The 16142-nt window shown below is 58.9% G+C and carries 20 protein-coding genes; 2 read left to right on the top strand and 18 right to left on the bottom strand.

Annotation, left to right across the window (positions count from 1 at the left end; all coding sequences use genetic code 11):
• Positions 1–6 precede the first annotated feature (6 nt).
• From HMPREF3101_RS01745 to pyrR, 3 genes are read right to left on the bottom strand one after another with little or no spacing between them, the layout of a single operon-like run.
• Positions 7–1293 (bottom strand): dihydroorotase, encoded by a 1287-nt coding sequence (locus HMPREF3101_RS01745; protein WP_070462198.1) that lies wholly within the window; start codon positions 1291–1293, stop codon positions 7–9.
• Positions 1294–2238 (bottom strand): aspartate carbamoyltransferase catalytic subunit, encoded by a 945-nt coding sequence (locus HMPREF3101_RS01740; RefSeq protein ID WP_070462197.1) that lies wholly within the window; start codon positions 2236–2238, stop codon positions 1294–1296.
• 10 nt (positions 2239–2248) lie between these two features.
• Positions 2249–2809: a bifunctional pyr operon transcriptional regulator/uracil phosphoribosyltransferase PyrR gene (gene pyrR, locus HMPREF3101_RS01735; RefSeq protein ID WP_070462196.1), complete on the bottom strand. Its 561-nt coding sequence runs from the start codon at positions 2807–2809 to the stop codon at positions 2249–2251.
• 146 nt (positions 2810–2955) lie between these two features.
• Here pyrR and HMPREF3101_RS01730 point away from each other — a divergent pair, with 146 nt between their 5' ends.
• Together HMPREF3101_RS01730 and HMPREF3101_RS01725 are read left to right on the top strand one after the other, a co-directional pair.
• Positions 2956–3432 carry a YbjN domain-containing protein gene (locus tag HMPREF3101_RS01730; protein WP_070462195.1) on the top strand — a complete coding sequence of 159 codons (477 nt, stop codon included), beginning with the start codon at positions 2956–2958 and terminating at the stop codon, positions 3430–3432.
• Positions 3419–3874, top strand: a complete 456-nt coding sequence (locus HMPREF3101_RS01725) for a YbjN domain-containing protein (protein WP_070462194.1) — start codon at positions 3419–3421, stop codon at positions 3872–3874. The genes HMPREF3101_RS01730 and HMPREF3101_RS01725 overlap by 14 nt, the downstream gene beginning before the upstream one ends.
• 10 nt (positions 3875–3884) lie before the next feature.
• On the opposite strand, the gene HMPREF3101_RS01720 is transcribed toward HMPREF3101_RS01725, so the two are convergent.
• From HMPREF3101_RS01720 to ruvX, 15 genes are all read right to left on the bottom strand, one after another.
• The gene (locus HMPREF3101_RS01720; protein ID WP_070462193.1) at positions 3885–4646 is read right to left on the bottom strand and encodes an ATP-binding cassette domain-containing protein; all 762 of its coding nucleotides are present in this window, start codon (positions 4644–4646) and stop codon (positions 3885–3887) included.
• A 3-nt stretch (positions 4647–4649) separates the two neighbouring features.
• A complete protein-coding gene (locus HMPREF3101_RS01715) occupies positions 4650–5702 on the bottom strand; it encodes an ABC transporter permease (RefSeq protein ID WP_070462192.1) in 1053 nt (350 codons plus the stop codon).
• Entirely contained in the window at positions 5699–6697 is a 999-nt protein-coding gene (locus tag HMPREF3101_RS01710) for a substrate-binding domain-containing protein (protein WP_070462350.1), read from the bottom strand. The genes HMPREF3101_RS01715 and HMPREF3101_RS01710 overlap by 4 nt, the downstream gene beginning before the upstream one ends.
• A gap of 111 nt (positions 6698–6808) precedes the next feature.
• Positions 6809–7660: a PPK2 family polyphosphate kinase gene (locus HMPREF3101_RS01705; RefSeq protein ID WP_070462191.1), complete on the bottom strand. Its 852-nt coding sequence runs from the start codon at positions 7658–7660 to the stop codon at positions 6809–6811.
• Between the two features lie 9 nt (positions 7661–7669).
• Positions 7670–8149, bottom strand: coding sequence for a transcription antitermination factor NusB (gene nusB, locus HMPREF3101_RS01700; RefSeq protein ID WP_070462190.1), 480 nt, complete (start codon positions 8147–8149; stop codon positions 7670–7672).
• Positions 8149–8712 (bottom strand): elongation factor P, encoded by a 564-nt coding sequence (gene efp, locus HMPREF3101_RS01695; protein ID WP_052204104.1) that lies wholly within the window; start codon positions 8710–8712, stop codon positions 8149–8151. The genes nusB and efp overlap by 1 nt, the downstream gene beginning before the upstream one ends.
• 42 nt (positions 8713–8754) lie before the next feature.
• Positions 8755–9846, bottom strand: coding sequence for an aminopeptidase P family protein (locus tag HMPREF3101_RS01690; protein ID WP_070462189.1), 1092 nt, complete (start codon positions 9844–9846; stop codon positions 8755–8757).
• Positions 9847–9848: 2 nt separating this feature from the next.
• A complete protein-coding gene (gene aroQ, locus HMPREF3101_RS01685; protein ID WP_070462349.1) occupies positions 9849–10295 on the bottom strand; it encodes a type II 3-dehydroquinate dehydratase in 447 nt (148 codons plus the stop codon).
• 16 nt (positions 10296–10311) lie between these two features.
• Entirely contained in the window at positions 10312–11394 is a 1083-nt protein-coding gene (gene aroB / locus HMPREF3101_RS01680; RefSeq protein WP_070462188.1) for a 3-dehydroquinate synthase, read from the bottom strand.
• 35 nt (positions 11395–11429) lie between these two features.
• On the bottom strand, positions 11430–11984 hold the full coding sequence (locus HMPREF3101_RS01675) for a shikimate kinase (RefSeq protein WP_070462187.1): 555 nt from the start codon (positions 11982–11984) through the stop codon (positions 11430–11432).
• Positions 11985–13211, bottom strand: coding sequence for a chorismate synthase (gene aroC / locus HMPREF3101_RS01670; RefSeq protein WP_070462186.1), 1227 nt, complete (start codon positions 13209–13211; stop codon positions 11985–11987).
• Between the two features lie 23 nt (positions 13212–13234).
• Positions 13235–13624 (bottom strand): A24 family peptidase, encoded by a 390-nt coding sequence (locus HMPREF3101_RS01665; RefSeq protein WP_070462185.1) that lies wholly within the window; start codon positions 13622–13624, stop codon positions 13235–13237.
• Between the two features lie 13 nt (positions 13625–13637).
• Positions 13638–14447: a shikimate dehydrogenase gene (locus HMPREF3101_RS01660; RefSeq protein ID WP_210386150.1), complete on the bottom strand. Its 810-nt coding sequence runs from the start codon at positions 14445–14447 to the stop codon at positions 13638–13640.
• Positions 14448–14464: 17 nt separating this feature from the next.
• Complete coding sequence (gene mltG / locus HMPREF3101_RS01655) at positions 14465–15613, bottom strand: endolytic transglycosylase MltG (protein WP_070462183.1); 1149 nt, start codon at positions 15611–15613, stop codon at positions 14465–14467.
• A complete protein-coding gene (gene ruvX, locus HMPREF3101_RS01650; RefSeq protein WP_070462182.1) occupies positions 15610–16104 on the bottom strand; it encodes a Holliday junction resolvase RuvX in 495 nt (164 codons plus the stop codon). Before ruvX ends, mltG begins: the two co-directional genes overlap by 4 nt.
• Positions 16105–16142 lie beyond the last annotated feature (38 nt).

Below are 16142 nucleotides of genomic sequence, written 5' to 3'. Positions count from 1 at the left end.
GGTTCCTTAAATGTTGGTGTAGGTCGGCGTGCCGCGCAGCCAAGTGGCAACAACGCGGGCGGAAAATTCCATGCCCTCATAGGGAGTATTCGAAGCCTTCGACGCCATATCGGCGCCACGAGCAGTCCAGGGGTCATTCGGGTTCACAAGTGTCAGGTTCGCTGGCTCCCCCACAGCGATCGGGCGCCCCTGGTCCTCCAGACGCAGAATCTCTGCCGGGCGCTCACTCATCACCTTGGCCACAAAACGCCAATCCGCCAGACCAGACTCAACGAATACTTGGTGGATTGCCGCCAGCGACGTCTCAAGGCCAAGCATGCCCGGCTTCGCGTGGTCAAACTCCACGCATTTATCTTCAGACCCATGCGGAGCGTGATCCGTGGCCACAACATCCACGATGCCCTCAAGCAACGCATCGCGAAGCGCCACCGCATCCTCGTGCTCACGAAGCGGCGGGTTGACGCGGTAGTTGCCGTCATAAGTAGCGAGCAGCTCATCAGTGAGCAGCAGGTGATGCGGCGTCACCTCGGCGGTGATCTCAATCCCCTGCGCCTTCGCCCAGCGCAGCAGCTCAACCGTGCCAGCAGTAGAGGCGTGGCACAGGTGGTAGCGCCCGCCGTAGTCACGGGTCATGATCAGGTCACGTGCAACAACGGATTCCTCCGCAACACGCGGCCAGCCAGTCAGACCCAGACGCGCAGCTTGCTCACCTTCATGGGCAACGCTGTGGACGGTCATGCGGTGATCCTCAGCGTGCTGCGCCAACACCACGTCATACGCCTTGGCGTACTCAATCGCGCGGCGCATCAGCTGCGGGTCATTGACGCAACGACCGTCGTCAGAAAACATGCGGACGTGCCCGCGGCTCATCAGACCAATCTCAGTGAGCTCTTTGCCCTCCAGGTTCTTGGAAATAGAGCCCACCGGGTAGACGTCACACTTGCCGTACGCCTGTCCCTTGTCCCAGACACCGTCCGCGATAAACGGCTGGTCAATCACGGGGTTAGTGTTCGCCATGGTGAACACGGCGGTAAACCCACCCTTCGCCGCGGCGTCCGAACCAGTGGCAATAGTTTCGGTATCTTCACGGCCCGGCTCACGCAGGTGCACGTGCATATCTACCAGGCCCGGCAACAAGACTAGGCCGTCGCAGTCCAGCACCTCATCGACGTCGCTGACGTCAACGTCCGGTCCGACCTGCGCAATCACACCGTCGCGGATCAGCACCGTGGTGGCGTCCTCACCGTACGGGCGAACGTTAGTCAATGCGGTGGTCAATGCGGTGGTACTCAATTACTTCACCTTTCCTTCCAACGCGTCCTCCCCCGAGCTCAACAGGGTAAACAGCACCGCCATGCGGGTGTAGACACCGTTAGAGACCTGGTTAAGCACCACAGTGTTGTCGCGATCAGCCACATCGAAGTTGATTTCCATGCCTCGCAGCATCGGGCCGGGATGCATGATCAGGGTTTCCGGCCCCAGCTGGTCCGCACGCTGAGCCGACAGGCCGAACAGTGTGGCGTACTCACGGTGCGTGGGGAAAAAGCCGCCGTCCATGCGCTCAGCCTGGACGCGCAGCATCATCACCACATCCGCCCCTTGGGCAACCTCCGCGTCAAAGTCATAGGAGACACGCGCCGACCAATGCTCAACGCCCATGGGCAGCAACGTCGGCGGTGCGACCAGCACCACCTCAGCTCCCAGGGTGGACAGCAAGTCCACGTTGGAGCGGGCCACGCGCGAGTGCAAGATATCGCCGACGATCAGAACCTTCTTGCCCTGCACGTCACCAATGTGTTGGCGCATGGTCACCGCGTCCAACAGTGCCTGTGTCGGGTGCTGGTGCTGACCGTCGCCCGCGTTGATGATGGAAGTCTCCGGCAGCCACTTGCGTAGCAGGTTCGGCGCACCCGATGACGGATGGCGCATGACAACGGCATCTGCGCCGATCGAAGCGATCGTGGACGCCGTGTCTTTCAGCGACTCCCCCTTCTTCACACTCGAGCTAGCAGCCGAGACGTTAATCACATCCGCGCTCATCCACTTGCCGGCAGTTTCAAATGAAGACCTAGTGCGTGTGGAGTTCTCGTAGAACAAGGTGAAAATGGTGCGTCCGCGGAGCGTAGGCAGTTTCTTGATCTCGCGGCCATCAAGCGCCTCACGGAAGCGGTCGGCCTCATCCATCAGGCCAACAATCTCTTGACGGCTTAAGTCTGCAATGTCAATTAAATGCTTCATTGCTTGAGCCTCAGCCCTCTCTTATCAGCGTCACGCCATCAACGGCATCGATGGGCGTGAGCGTGACAGTCACGTCCTCCGTCATTGCGGTTGGGATGTTCTTGCCAACGTAGTCAGCGCGGATTGGCAGCTCACGGTGCCCACGGTCAACCAAAACCGCGAGCTGAATCACCTTCGGCCGACCAATATCTCGAAGCGAATCCAACGCTGCGCGGATGGTGCGGCCGGAATACAGCACGTCATCCACCAGGATGACCGTGGTGCCATCAATGTTGGCTGGAATGCTGGTGGGCCGCAGTGCCCTGTGCGGCTTATCCCTCAAATCATCGCGGTACAGCGTGACATCTAGGCTGCCCACGGGGACGGTTACGCCAGCAAACTCTTGGATGGCATCAGCAATACGATGCGCAAGTGGCACTCCGCCGGACGGAATCCCAAGCAGCATGACTGTTGGTGCGTCCTCGCCATCAAGCGCGGTTTTCTCAATTATTTGGTGCGCGATGCGTGCGATCGTGCGCCCGACGTCTGAGGCTGTCAACAGCTCAACCGTCGCGCGGTTCTCGTCGCTCATCGGTCCTCCTTCCCCGCCTCACAGTGCGGAATTTAAAGGTGGTGTCAACGACGCGTCCAAGCGTAGCATCCTCTACCGGTGGTGGGTTGGTGGTTTACCATCGCCTCAGAGAATGTGTACCCCCAAGCCAAATATCCAAGGAGAATATGGCTGTGACGCCCCCGACTCCCCCGACTCCCCCGACTTCCCCAGTCGCCGTAACACTTGAGGCGGTCGCCGACGTGTTTCGTGACCGTGACCTCAACTTCCAGGTAGACGACGACAAGCTCATGTCAGGTTTTGAAAACTGCACCATTTTCTTTGCTATCAGTGATGACAGCCTGGTGTTTGAATCCATCTGGCGCGGCATGGCTCCACCTGAGCTGGCACCGCAGTTGTTGTACACCATCAATGAGCGCAACCAGGCGCGTTTCGCCCCGACGCTGCGCATGCTTGAGACCGCCGACGGCATGTTGGCTACCTCCGCTACCCGCACAGTCGATACTGCGGAAGGACTCACTGGTGAGCAGTTGGAAATCTTTGTCATCAGCACCATCCAGATGACGCTGGAAACGTTTGCCCAGATCGAGCAGTCCCTGCCCACCCTTGTTGATTGGACGGATACCCACAATGAGCACCACTAATACCCCAACCCAGGTCACGCTAGATCGGATTATTGCCACCGCGGAAAACTTCGGCATTGAGCTGGAGGAGGCGATTACAGGCCGTTCCGCTCAGGCCAACGTCAACGGCATGCCGCTGTTTTTCGTGCTGTTGGAAACCGTGCTGGTGATCCGAAGCGACTTTGCCACGGATGAGCCCACCCAAAGCGCCCAGGCCAACTACTTTTTGGCCGCGAATCAGGCAAATGCGTCCTACGTACTAGCCCGCCAGCTGGTAGTCACCAACTTTGACACCCTGGTAGTGCGCTCAGAGCATGAACTTAGTGTTGCAGGAGGGCTCACTGATGCGCAGCTTGAACATGCTTTCCGACGCGGCGTTGACGCCATCACCACCGGTCATCAGATCATGCTCACGCACTTCGAAGAACTCAACGACATGGAAGCTTCACCTGGCTCGGACTAACAGGCTCGGACTAACCCATCCGCAGCTCATGACGAAGCGCCTCAAGTTCCTCTCCACCCGACATTTGACGTGTGAGTTCATCAACCGTGATTGCTTCACGCGGGGCGTCGAGCTCTTGGCGGCCCAACTTCAAGATGGTGAAGTGATCCCCCACGAGGAAGGCGTGGTGCGGGTTATGGGTTACCAGCACCACGGCCACGCCACTGTCGCGGGCAGCGGCGATGAACTTCAGCACCACGCCCGACTGCTTCACGCCAAGGGCTGCGGTTGGTTCATCCAACACCACCACTCGGGCACCGAAGTAGACAGCCCTGGCAATCGCCACAACCTGGCGCTGACCGCCAGAAAGGTTGCCGGCCTCAACGTTGACGTCAGGGATGTCAATGCCCATTTCCAGCAGCTGCTCAGAGCAAATCCGCTGCATTTCTTTTTGCTTCAGCGTTCCTAATGGCCCGGTCAGTTCTTGGCCCAGGAAGAAATTTCGCCACACGCTAAGCTCATCTACAATCGCCAGGTTTTGGTACACAGTGGCAATTCCGGCAGTGAGGGCGTCGCGGGGGGAAGAAAGCGTGGTCGGCGAGCCGTCGATAAGCAGCTGCCCACTGGTTGGTGCGTGCAGACCCGCAAGGATCTTGATCAAGGTTGACTTGCCGGCACCATTGTCACCCAGCACACAGGTGACTTCGCCTTGTTCAATACGCAGGTTTACGCCGCGCAGTGCGTCAAACGTGCCATAGGACTTGGTGATGTCGCGCAGTTCAATGATGGCCATGGCTTAGCGCCCCTTCGTAATCTTTGCGAATGACGTATTAGTCAACACTGCGAACAGCAGCATCGCGCCGAGGAAGAACTTAAACCAGTCTGGATTCCAGCCGGCGTAGACGATGCCTTGATTGGTCATGCCGAAGATCAGCGCACCGATCATCGTTCCAATCGCCGTGCCACGGCCGCCCTTCATTGCACAACCGCCGATCACTGCGGCGATGATGTAGAGGAACTCATTGCCCACACCTTGGCCCGCCTGGATCGAATCGAACGCAAACAGCGTGTGCATGCCCACGAACCAGGCGGCGAAACCAACCGTCATAAACAGCACAATCTTGACCATGCGCACAGGAACACCCACAGCGCGTGCAGCTTCCTCGTCGCCGCCGACGGCGGTGATCCAGTTGCCAAACTTTGTACGGAACAACACGAAAGATGCAATAGCCACGAAGAGCAACCACCAGATAACAGTCACGCTGACACGCACGCTGCCGATGTAGAAGCTTCCCGCGAAAACGGTGCGGGCAGAGGCAAACCCCTCCATATTCGCAATCGACGGGGTGGCCACCTGGCCGGTCACCAGCTTGGTCACTGCCAGGTTTAAGCCCTGCAGCATCAGAAACGCCGCCAGGGTGATCAGGAAGCTATCGATACCAGTCCGGGTGACCAGGACGCCGTTCAACGCACCGATAGCCAGCGCAATGATGAGCGCGAGACCCGCACCCACCCAGGAGTTCAAGTGCAGGTTGTAGTTGAGCATCGATGCCGCCAACGCCGCCGTGGTCACCGCAACACCGGATGACAGGTCAAACGCTCCACCAATCATGAGCAAACCCACCGCCAGAGCAACGATGCCCAGCGTGGAGCTGGCGTACAAAATGGTCGCCATCGCATCGAAGGAGCGAAACGCTGGGGCGACGGCGAGGAACAGACCCAAAATGAGGAGGAAGCCAAGCAGGCTGGCAAGCTCCGGCCGGCGAATCAGTTTGGCAAACCCAGTGTGGCTACGGAGACGATCATCAGAGCCTGAATCTGTCGACTCATCTTCAATAGCCGTGGTCATCGAAGACCTGCCTTTGCAGCCTCAGCGATTTGTTCCACATTGTCCTTATCAACAAAGCTCGGACCCGTATACACCGGCTGGCCTCCGCCGAAGGTGCCACCGTTGCGCTTAGCCACCCACAACGAATCCACTGCAAGATAGCCCTGCAGGTACGGCTGTTGATCCACAGCCCACGCCACCCGGCCGTCTGCGATAGCGTCGACCAGCTCAGCGTTGGTATCAAAGGTGACCACCTGCGCTTCAGAACCGGACTGGGTGATGGCCTCCGTTGCGCGCATTGCCACTGGGGCCTGGAGCGCGAACACCGTATCAAAGGACTTGTCCTGCGAAAGCTTGGAGTTAATCGTCGACTGCACCGACGTTAGGTCTTGTCCGTTGACGTAGAGCAGTTCCACTTCCCCGTCGAGGCCCTCTTTCACACCGTTGCAGCGCGCCTCCTGGGAAGAATTGCCCTGTTCATGAATAACGCAGAGCACCTTGGATTTACCTTCCTCTTTAAGACGCTCACCCGCAGCGGTACCTGCAACAGTCTCGTCCTGGCCAAAGAAGCCTGTCATGCCGTACGTGGTGTATTCGTTCATGCCAGCGTTTAAGCCGACAACAGGAATGCCCGCATCAACAGCGTTCTGAGCCGCTGGCCCGATTGCCTCAGCGTTAGGCAACGTAACGGCAATGCCGTCCACGTTTGCGTCCACGGCGGAGCGCACCAAGTTTGCTTGGTTGGGCGCCTGTGGATCAGAGGAATAACGCAGCTCAATATTGTCTTTCTTCGCCGCGTCTTCTGCCCCCTTACGTACAAGATCCCAATACGTGTCACCCGGCGCACCATGGGTAACCATCGCCACAACATATCGCGGGGTGTCTACCCCACCGGCGGTCTCCCCACTGGCGTCACCATTAAGCGGCGCACCGCCAGTGGACGAGCAGCCCGCCAAAGTCAAACCCAACGCGGCCGCCATTGCCGCTACTTTGTACAGCTGAGAGATTTTTTTCACCCACCCAGTCTGCCCGTTCAATTGCAGAAACCGGGCATCCGCATCACTCTTTACCGATCAAGTAGCCTGGCCTCCCACCTGGTTTTCCGTCCTAGGTAAGGTCCACGGTGTCTAGGATTCTGCGAGGCGCTTGAGTTCAATGTCGGGATCGAAGTCCGCCTCCGGCCACTCAAGGTCCAAGGAACCAAGAGCGTCTGCAAGCAAGGTCTTGACAACTGCGCGGCAGTACTTCTTATTGTCCGACGGCACGCAGTACCACGGCGCAACGTCGGTCGAAGTACGCGTCATGGCGATCTGGTAGGCCGCCATAAACTGTGACCACAACTTGCGGTCTTCGATGTCACCGGGGTTGTATTTCCAGTGCTTCTTCGGGTTTTCAATTCGCTTGCGCAGGTTTTCAGCCTGAAAATCGCGGGAGATATGCGGCATGATCTTAATAATCTTCGTGCCGCGGGCCGCAAGCTCCGCCTCAAAATCCACGATGGCGCCGTAACGGCGCTCAATCTCCTCAGGCGGCGCCATCTGCTTCACACGCTGTACCAATACATCTTCATAGTGCGAGCGGTCGAACACGGCTATCTGGCCTGGCTTGGGCAGGTGCGGCTCAAAGCGCCACAGGAAATCGTGTGCCGCTTCCTCTTCGGTCGGGCGGCCAAAAGCCTTAACGTGCACGCCCTGGATGTCCATCGTTGCGCCAATGACATGGCGCACAATGCCGCCCTTGCCCGCGGTGTCCATGCCCTGAAGCACGAGAAGCACTGACCCGGCCCGCTCATTGCCGGCACGGCCGTTTGCGTAGAGCTTCTCTTGCAGCTCATCTAGCTCATCGTCTCGGTCGTTGAAAACCTCATCCACATCGTCCGAGTCTGATAGCCCGGGCGTGGAAGCCGGATCAACGTCATCAAGTTGAAAGTTGGGCCCAACTAGGTGCGATTTTGCTTCCTCAACGGTGAGCTTTGCCACTGCTTCTCCTTAGCTTTGGTCAGTGTCTTCAGCCGCATCTCCCGGAGCGTCCGGGGAGTTGGCCTGCACAATGCCATCCAGCATCGCATGAATGTACGGCGGAGCCTGGTTGCCGGAGTACTCCGTAGCCATCTCCAACGCGTTGGCGATGGCGATAGCGGCATCAACCTCGTCGTTAAACAGGATTTCCCACGTAGCTACACGCAGAATCTGGCGATCTACCGCTGGCAGGCGGTAGAGTTCCCAATCGCGGTCCAAGAACCGCTCAATCTGATCATCAAGATCATCCAGACGCTCAGCGGCACCGCTGATGATGTCGCGCGTGTACTGCGCAACCGGCGCTACAGCGTTGTTGGGATTCCGTGCCAGTTCAACCCGGTCCTCAACAATCGCCACCGGGTCGATATCGCGGGTTTCCGCCTCAAACAGAATGTCTACTGCACGGCGACGCGCACGATAGCGCGCGCCGTGGCGCTTGTGATCAGGCATTAGTTGTTCACGCGGGAGAGGTACTCGCCCGTGCGGGTGTCAACCTTCACCACGTTGCCGGTCTCTAGGAACAGCGGCACCTGGATCTCAGCGCCCGTCTCCAGGGTGGCCGGCTTCGTGCCGCCAGTGGAGCGATCGCCCTGGAGGCCCGGATCGGTGTGCTCAATCTTCAGGTCAACGGAGATCGGCAGCTCACCAAACAGCGCCTCACCCTCGTGGAAGGACACCTGTACGCGCATGTTCTCCAGCAGGAAACGACCAGCGTCACCGAACGCGTCCGTCGGCAGTTCGTACTGCTCGTAGGTCTTGTCATCCATAACAACGAAGCTGGTGCCATCGTTGTACAGGTAGGTCATGTCACGACGGTCAACCGTTGCGGTGTCAACCTTCACGCCAGCGTTCCAGGTCTTGTCCACGGTCTTGCCAGAGACGACGTCCTTGAGCTTGGTGCGCACGAATGCAGGGCCCTTACCCGGCTTAACGTGCTGGAACTCGACGATCTGCTGCAGCTTGCCGTCTACCTTCAGCACAAGGCCATTCTTAAAATCGGCAGTAGTTGCCACGGGTTTTGCCTCCTTGGGACATTGCGATCAAACACCGCAATGCTACAGCACTATCAATTCCTTGGGGTAACTAGTGATAATGTGCGGCACGCCAGAAGTGATGAACAACGTGTCTTCAATACGCACACCACCCTCCCCCGGCAGGTAAATGCCCGGCTCAATGGTCAGCGTCATGTCTTCGCGCAGCACGCCTTCGCCGGTCTTTGCGGCGGACGGTGCCTCGTGCACATCAAGACCCACTCCGTGGCCTGTGGAGTGCACGAAATAGTCGCCATAGCCAGCGTTAGTAATCACCTCGCGGCAAGCAGCGTCAACATCAACAAGCGCGGTGCCCGGCGTGGATGCCTTCACACCCGCAAGCTGTGCAGCGAGCGTGACCTCATAGATCTCGCGCAGCGTGGCACTCGGCTCACCAATGGCAAAGGTACGCGTCATATCTGAGTTAAAGCCCAAACGGTGCATACCAAAGTCAATGGTGACCAAGTCACCCTTGGCCAGCACACGGTCACCGGCGGAGTGGTGCGGCATCGCAGAATTCGGGCCCGAGGCCACGATCGTGTCAAAGCTTGGGCGCTCAGCACCGAGCATTCGCATGCGGAATTCCAAGTCCGCAGCAATATCGCGCTCGCTGCGGCCTTCTCGTACCCCACCGGCCTCCACCATTTCGGTCAGCGCCTGGGTGGCAAGCTCCGCGGCCTCTGCTAGGCGGGTCAGCTCCAAGTTGTCCTTGGTCAAGCGGATCTGCTCAATCACACCCGTTACCGGCACCAACTCAACGCCCTCAGGGCAAGCAGCCTTCATGCGCTCCAGCTGCGCCACACTGACGTAATCAGCCTCAAAGCCCACTCGGTGGCCCGGCACTACCGGGGCCAATAGCTCCTTGGCCAGCTGACGGGTAATCGTTGCCTCAATATCGGGCACTTCGCTGGCAATCTGGGTGGTGTATCGGCCGTCCGTAGCAATGGCCGCGCTGCGGTCTTTGGAAACCAACAATGCAGCGTTAGAACCGGTGAACCCGGAAAGGTAACGCACGTGCGTGATGTGGGTGACCAGCATGTCATCCACCCGCTTGGCCGCAAGTTCAGACGCCAGCTTCCGCCGACGCTTTTCAAAGCGAGTATCTGCCATTCCCATGGTTATGCCTCCTTATTTGCCCGTGCCACCAAGTGTTCCAGTGCCAGGGTGTAGCCGTGCACACCGAGGCCTGCAATCACGCCGATAGCAATCGGGGAAAGATACGAGTGGTTCCGAAACGCCTCACGCGCGTGGACATTGGAGATATGCACCTCGATGAACCCTGCACCGTCAGCCACCTCAGCCAGCGCGTCGCGCAATGCCACTGACGTGTGCGTCCAGCCTCCTGGGTTGATAATCACCGGCGCCCGATCGTCAGCCGCCTGATGGACCCATTCAATCATCTCGCCTTCGTGGTTGGTCTGCTTAAAGTCAATCTCTGCTCCAAGTTCGGCAGCACGAACTTTTAGTTGCTTTTCGACGTCCACGAGTCCCACCCTTCCGTAGACCTCCGGCTGCCGCTTGCCCAATCGATTCAAGTTAGGGCCATTGAGGACAACAATCTTCAACGAGTCTGCCATTGGTTTATGCCTCCTCTACCTCTACCTCTACCGCTGTAGCGGTAATTGCCTCGTAGGCCGCGCGCATTTCCTCCATCGTGGCGTCTTCAAGCCTGGTGCACGAGCCCAAGCCGTTGAGCACTACGAAGCGAATGCGTCCGTCACGGTTCTTCTTGTCACGGCCCATGGCCTCGTACAACTCACCAAACGCATCAGGGTCATACGTGGTGGGCAGACCTACTGCGGAGAGAATCTCGTGGTGGAGGGCAAACAGCGCCTCATCAATCAATCCCCTGTTTTGCGCGAGCTTGGCCGCAAACATCATGCCCACGGCAACCGCGTTGCCATGGCGCCACGTGTAGTCTTCTCGCAGCTCAACCGCGTGTCCCAGCGTGTGGCCATAGTTGAGGATTTCACGCAGGCCCGACTCCTTCAGGTCCTGGCTGACCACGTTGGCTTTAACCGCCACGGAACGGGTTACCAGTTCCTCCCAGTGCGCGTCGGCACCGTCGCGATAAAGCTCAAGAATCTTCGGGTCTGCAATAAAGCCAGTCTTGATCAGCTCAGCAGAACCCGAGATGATCTCCTCTTCCGGCAAGGTGTGCATGCGCTCAAGGTCAATGATGACCGAATCCGGCTCGTGGAATGCGCCAACAAGGTTCTTGCCTGCCTCTGTGTTGATACCAGTCTTGCCACCGACTGCTGCGTCAACCATGGCAAGCAGCGTGGTAGGAACCTGGATGACCTTGATGCCACGCATCCACGCGGAGGCAACAAACCCAGCCAGGTCAGTCACCGCGCCGCCGCCAAGACCGATGACCGCGTCCTGGCGCGAAAAGCCACGGGAACCGAGCATGTTCCACAGTTCGCCGGCAACTGTGAGCGTCTTCGCATCTTCAGCGTCGGGTACAGGGGCTAGTACAGCCTCGATGCCAAGCGCCTCAATGTCGTGGGCTACACCGCGAGCAACCGCGCTGAGCGGCTGTTGGTGGATAATGGCCACTTTGCGCGCGCCAATGTCTTTCACTCTTCCGGCAACCTCGCCGGTGATGTCATAGCCGATGTGGATGTTGTACGGGCTTTGTCCCGTGACCTGGATCATTGGCATCGCGTTAACCCCAACCTCTTGTGTACTTGTTGTATCTATTCAGTATCGATAAAGCTCAAGACCTCAGCCACCACCCGCTGCGGCGGCCGCGAATCCGTCCGTACACGGTGATCCGCTACCTCACGATAGAACGGTTCACGCGTAACTAGCAGGTTGCGGTAGTGCTCATGAGGATCATCCGCCTGTAGCACTGGCCGCGATGTGTCCTCTGCGGTACGGCGGATCCCCTCCTCTACGGTGACATCAATCCACACCACCGTGTGGTTCTGCAACAGGGTGCGGGTGGACTCAGTCAGCACCGCTCCACCGCCAAGGCTGACCACGCCGCCCGTAGCCAACGCACGAGCAACGTAGCCTGCTTCAACCTCGCGGAACGCTGTTTCTCCCAACTCGCTGAATATCTCACCGCAGGACTTGCCTTCACCCTGCTCAATCAACGTATCCGAATCCACCACTGGCAAATTCAGAGCACTGCCCAACCTACGACCAATCGTGGTTTTACCTGCCCCCGGCGGACCGACCAGGACAACGCGCGGAGAAGAATTCACAACGTGCGCCGACTCCGGCGACGCGAGCGTGGCGTCAGACATCTAGTTCTCTCCCTCTTTAACGTCACCGAATGCAAGGCGCTGAGACACGTACTCCTTGTAAGAGCCGATATTGCGTTTGACCTCTTCGAGGCTGTCTCCCCCAAACTTCTCGGTAACAGCGCGTGCAAGCACCAAGGCGACCATAGCTTCAGCTACGACACCGCCTGCTGGCACTGCACACACGTCAGAACGCTGGTGAATACCCGTTGCGGCATCACCAGAAGACATGTCTACAGTTTTCAGTGCACGCGGCACCGTGGAGATCGGTTTCATGGCTGCGCGGACGCGCAGCTGCTCGCCGTTGGTCATGCCACCTTCCAGGCCACCGGCACGGTTGGACAGGCGACGCAACTGACCGTCCTCACGAACCATTTCATCGTGCGCTGCGGAGCCGCGACGGCGAGCTTCCTCAAAGCCATCACCAATCTCCACACCCTTCACACTCTGGATGCCCATCAGCGCGCCAGCCAGCTGCGCATCCAAACGGTGTTCACCGGAGATGTGGGAGCCAAGACCGATAGGCAGGCCATCCACAATCACCTCAACAATGCCGCCGAGGGTGTCGCCAGCCTTCTTCGCCGCCTCAATGCAGGCGACCATGTCAGCCTCCGCGTCCTTGGTAAAGGCCCGAACCGGAGAAGCATCAATGGCCTCAATGTCCGCAAACGCGGGAGACTGCCCCTCATACGCCGCGGATTCACCGATAGAGACTACGTGCGAGAACACCTCGACCCCCAGCGTTTCACGCAGGAAGCTACGCGCGACAGCACCAGCGGCAACGCGCGCTGCCGTCTCACGTGCTGAAGAGCGTTCCAGTACCGGGCGTGCAGAGTCAAAGCCGTACTTCACCATGCCAGCGAAGTCAGCGTGACCCGGGCGCGGGCGCGTCAGTTTCGCGCCGCGGCCAGAAGCCAGTGCCTTCGCAACTTCCGGATCCGACTCATCCACCGGCTCAGCGCTCATAATGGTGGTCCACTTCGGCCACTCGGTGTTGCCAATCTGGATGGCAATCGGACTGCCAATCGTGCGCCCATGCACGACGCCAGTGAGCAAGGTGAGCTCATCGGCCTCAAATTTCATACGCGCACCACGTCCGTAGCCGAGACGGCGGCGGGCTAACTGATGGCCAATCTCCTCCTTGGTCACCGGCACCCCAGCCGGCAAGTTTTCAATAAGCGCTACAAGCGCCTGTCCATGAGATTCCCCAGCGGTAGTCCAACGAAGCATTGCAGCATTGTCTCACATCTGCACTACGAAAACGCACAGACTGCTGCAAGACACCATGTTGAGATAATCATCGACGGCCCATGCGGCACCGCTTCACGCCGCAAAAGAAACGCAATGCATACCGTAAGCAGCGACGATAACGCAATGGCGGCAATAACCCCGCTGAAACCACCCATCGCGGCCACCGCCACCCCGAGTGGAACTGCAAGTTTGATGTCACCCCCGCCAATGCCACGCCCAAACGCCAGATACCCCAACCCCCACACCAGCCCCCATGCCCACTGCGGGTGCACAATACACGCACCCACTGCCACCGCCGCAGCTGGAAGGGTCAGGATGTTGGGAAGGGTGTTACGCCAGACGTCGATAAGCAAAAGCCCCAGCGACCATAAAACAAATACCCCGATCCCCATGCCGGGGATTCTATCAGCGCTGAATGTGTGCGAACAGCGCGTTGCGCATTTTCTCACGCGGAGCCTCAACCCCGGTGAACTGCTCAAACTGGGAGTAGGACTGCCCGGCCAGCATGGAAAGCCCGCCCACGGCGTGATACCCATTGGAAGCGGCGCAGACCGCAAGGGGTGTCGGCCAAGGGTCATAGATCACGTCCAACACCGGGGCGTGAGCTAATGCCGGCACATAGGGCTCGATGCCTGCCGACGGCACCGTGGAGACCACCACATCCGCCGCCATAGTGATCTGCTCTATATCAGCACCCTCAAAAGGAACAAACGCGGCGTGCATCCCTGCGGTCAACTCGGCAAACTCATCTGCGCGGTCAGAGCGGTTCAAGATAGTCACCTGCGAAGCACCGAGATGGCGTAGCGCCCATACAGCAGGACGAGCCGTACCACCTGCCCCCACCACCACAGCAGTGCGAATCGGCGTACCACGCATCAACTCTTCCAAAGCGATCAGCAGGCCTTCACAGTCCGTGTTATCCGCACGCCAAGACTGCTCACCGATACGCACAAGCGTGTTTGCCGAACCGATCTCACGTGCCCGGTCAGTCACCTCATCCGCAAACTCAAGCGCCGCAAACTTCGCAGGCATGGTCACCGAGAAACCGCGGAAACTCTCATCGACACCACCGACAATGCGTGGCAGGTCCTCTGCCTTGCACTCAAAACGGGTGTACTCCCAATTGTCTAAACCGGCAGCCTTAAACCCCGCCGAGTGCAGTACCGGCGAAAGCGAGTGCTCAATAGGAAAGCCAAGTACGGCTGCGCGCAACATACTCATCGCCTTCACACCTAGCGCTGCGAATCCAGCACGCCACTTTCAATAGCGCGAACCGTGTCGGCCATGTGCTGCTCGAAGGTGTCGTTAAACACAGTCGTCCCGTCCTTATCCACGGTGACAAAGAACAACCAGTTGCCCTCCGCCGGGTTCTCCATCGCTTCAATAGCCTCGATCGACGGCGACGCAATCGGCGTCTCCGGCAGGCCATCCTTGGCGTAGGTATTCCACGGGGTCACACGAGCGCGGTCCTCATCCGTGGTCGCCACCTCTACAGACGGCAGGCCGTAGTTCACAGTGGAATCAAACTCAAGACGCATCGGCGCATCCAGACGGTTCAAGATCACGCGTGCCACCTTGTCAAACTCACCAGCTGGCGCCTCGCGCTCCACCAGAGAAGCCGCGATCAGCAGCTCATATGGCGACATGCCAACTGCCGCAGCGCGGTCCTTGATCCCCGTTGACTCGTATGCCTTTGCGGAGCGAGTAATCAGCTCAGTCAGAATCTCTTCCGCGCTTGCACCCGGGTCAATGATGTATTCGCCCGGCGCAATAAGTCCTTCGAGGCGCTTCGCATCACCTGCGCGCTGGGCCACCTGCTCACGTGCCCACTCCGGCACGCCAAGCGCGGCAGGATCCGCGTCCGCCGCAGCCTTATTCAGCTGCTCAATGTCCACGCAGTCGCTTATGTTCATACCACCGCAAGTGACGTCCTGGATCATGGACAAAATACCGAAACGAGTCTGCCCACCAAGGACGTTGATGTCCATCAGCGTTGCACCGCCGTACACCTTCAGCGGGGTAATCTTGTTGGCTTCATTCACCAGCGCCGCTACGGCAGCTTTGGCGCTCATCTCGCCCTGCAAGCGATAGAAACCTGGGTGGATGTTGTCCGCGTCGCGGTTGTTCGCCGCAGCAGCTTGAAATGCACTGTTGGAGGCTACAATGCCGCGCTCCTCCAGCTCTGGCCCAAGCGCAGAGATAGTAGATCCCTCGGGGATCTCCACGATCTCTTCCACGCCATTGCCCTCCCCGCTAAAGTCCCTGGAACCGCTTCCGCGTGACACTGCGATCACGGCGATCAGCCCGATGATGAGCAGGATCGAGGCGATAAGCACGGCGATGCTGCGCGTCTTGCGCTGTGCGCTTCGTCGGGTGGTCACGATTCGTTCTCCTTCAGGTTGTTGTTGCGCCCATCTAGCCAAGATTGGAGGATCTCCACGGCGGCAGCTTGGTCAATAAACTTGCGACCTTGCTTCTCAGAAGTGCCAGCAGCGCGCATTGCGGACGCTGCGACGACGGTAGTGAGCCGCTCATCCGCCATTCGCACCGGCAGGCCTGTGCGTCGGCGGATGCGGAAAGCGATCTCTTTGGCGTGTTTGACGCTGTTGCTGCCGTTGCCCTGCAAGTCTCGCGGCAGCCCAACTACCACCTCTACTGCTTCATACTCGTTTGCCAGCTGAACAAGACGGTCAATATCTTCACCGTCGCGGTCTTTGAAGCCAGTGACACGGGAAACAGTTTCTAGTGGCGTGGCCATACGCGCGTCACGGTCAGAGACAGCCACCCCAATGCGCACCGTGCCTACATCCACCCCTAAACGGCGGCCGGGGCCCGGGTCATCCACACCAGGTGTGTCTGGCTCTACCTTCATCGCAATGATCCTTCAACTGTCTTTACATAGCGCTATCC

This window comes from Corynebacterium sp. HMSC29G08 (assembly GCF_001806875.1).
Lineage (GTDB): Bacteria > Actinomycetota > Actinomycetes > Mycobacteriales > Mycobacteriaceae > Corynebacterium.
The sequence above is the reverse complement of the archived record's forward strand: the minus strand, read 5'-3'. Positions and strand labels throughout refer to the sequence as shown.

What these genes read in the sequence shown, in the direction of transcription:
- HMPREF3101_RS01740 (WP_070462197.1), bottom strand. Translation starts at nt 2,238, where the DNA reads ATGAAGCATTTAATTGACATTGCAGACTTAAGCCGTCAAGAGATTGTT.
- pyrR (WP_070462196.1), bottom strand. Translation starts at nt 2,809, where the DNA reads ATGAGCGACGAGAACCGCGCGACGGTTGAGCTGTTGACAGCCTCAGAC.
- HMPREF3101_RS01730 (WP_070462195.1), top strand. Translation starts at nt 2,956, where the DNA reads ATGGCTGTGACGCCCCCGACTCCCCCGACTCCCCCGACTTCCCCAGTC.
- HMPREF3101_RS01725 (WP_070462194.1), top strand. Translation starts at nt 3,419, where the DNA reads ATGAGCACCACTAATACCCCAACCCAGGTCACGCTAGATCGGATTATT.
- HMPREF3101_RS01720 (WP_070462193.1), bottom strand. Translation starts at nt 4,646, where the DNA reads ATGGCCATCATTGAACTGCGCGACATCACCAAGTCCTATGGCACGTTT.
- HMPREF3101_RS01715 (WP_070462192.1), bottom strand. Translation starts at nt 5,702, where the DNA reads ATGACCACGGCTATTGAAGATGAGTCGACAGATTCAGGCTCTGATGAT.
- nusB (WP_070462190.1), bottom strand. Translation starts at nt 8,149, where the DNA reads ATGCCTGATCACAAGCGCCACGGCGCGCGCTATCGTGCGCGTCGCCGT.
- HMPREF3101_RS01690 (WP_070462189.1), bottom strand. Translation starts at nt 9,846, where the DNA reads ATGGGAATGGCAGATACTCGCTTTGAAAAGCGTCGGCGGAAGCTGGCG.
- aroB (WP_070462188.1), bottom strand. Translation starts at nt 11,394, where the DNA reads ATGCCAATGATCCAGGTCACGGGACAAAGCCCGTACAACATCCACATC.
- HMPREF3101_RS01675 (WP_070462187.1), bottom strand. Translation starts at nt 11,984, where the DNA reads ATGTCTGACGCCACGCTCGCGTCGCCGGAGTCGGCGCACGTTGTGAAT.
- aroC (WP_070462186.1), bottom strand. Translation starts at nt 13,211, where the DNA reads ATGCTTCGTTGGACTACCGCTGGGGAATCTCATGGACAGGCGCTTGTA.
- HMPREF3101_RS01665 (WP_070462185.1), bottom strand. Translation starts at nt 13,624, where the DNA reads ATGGGGATCGGGGTATTTGTTTTATGGTCGCTGGGGCTTTTGCTTATC.
- HMPREF3101_RS01660 (WP_210386150.1), bottom strand. Translation starts at nt 14,447, where the DNA reads ATGTTGCGCGCAGCCGTACTTGGCTTTCCTATTGAGCACTCGCTTTCG.
- ruvX (WP_070462182.1), bottom strand. Translation starts at nt 16,104, where the DNA reads ATGAAGGTAGAGCCAGACACACCTGGTGTGGATGACCCGGGCCCCGGC.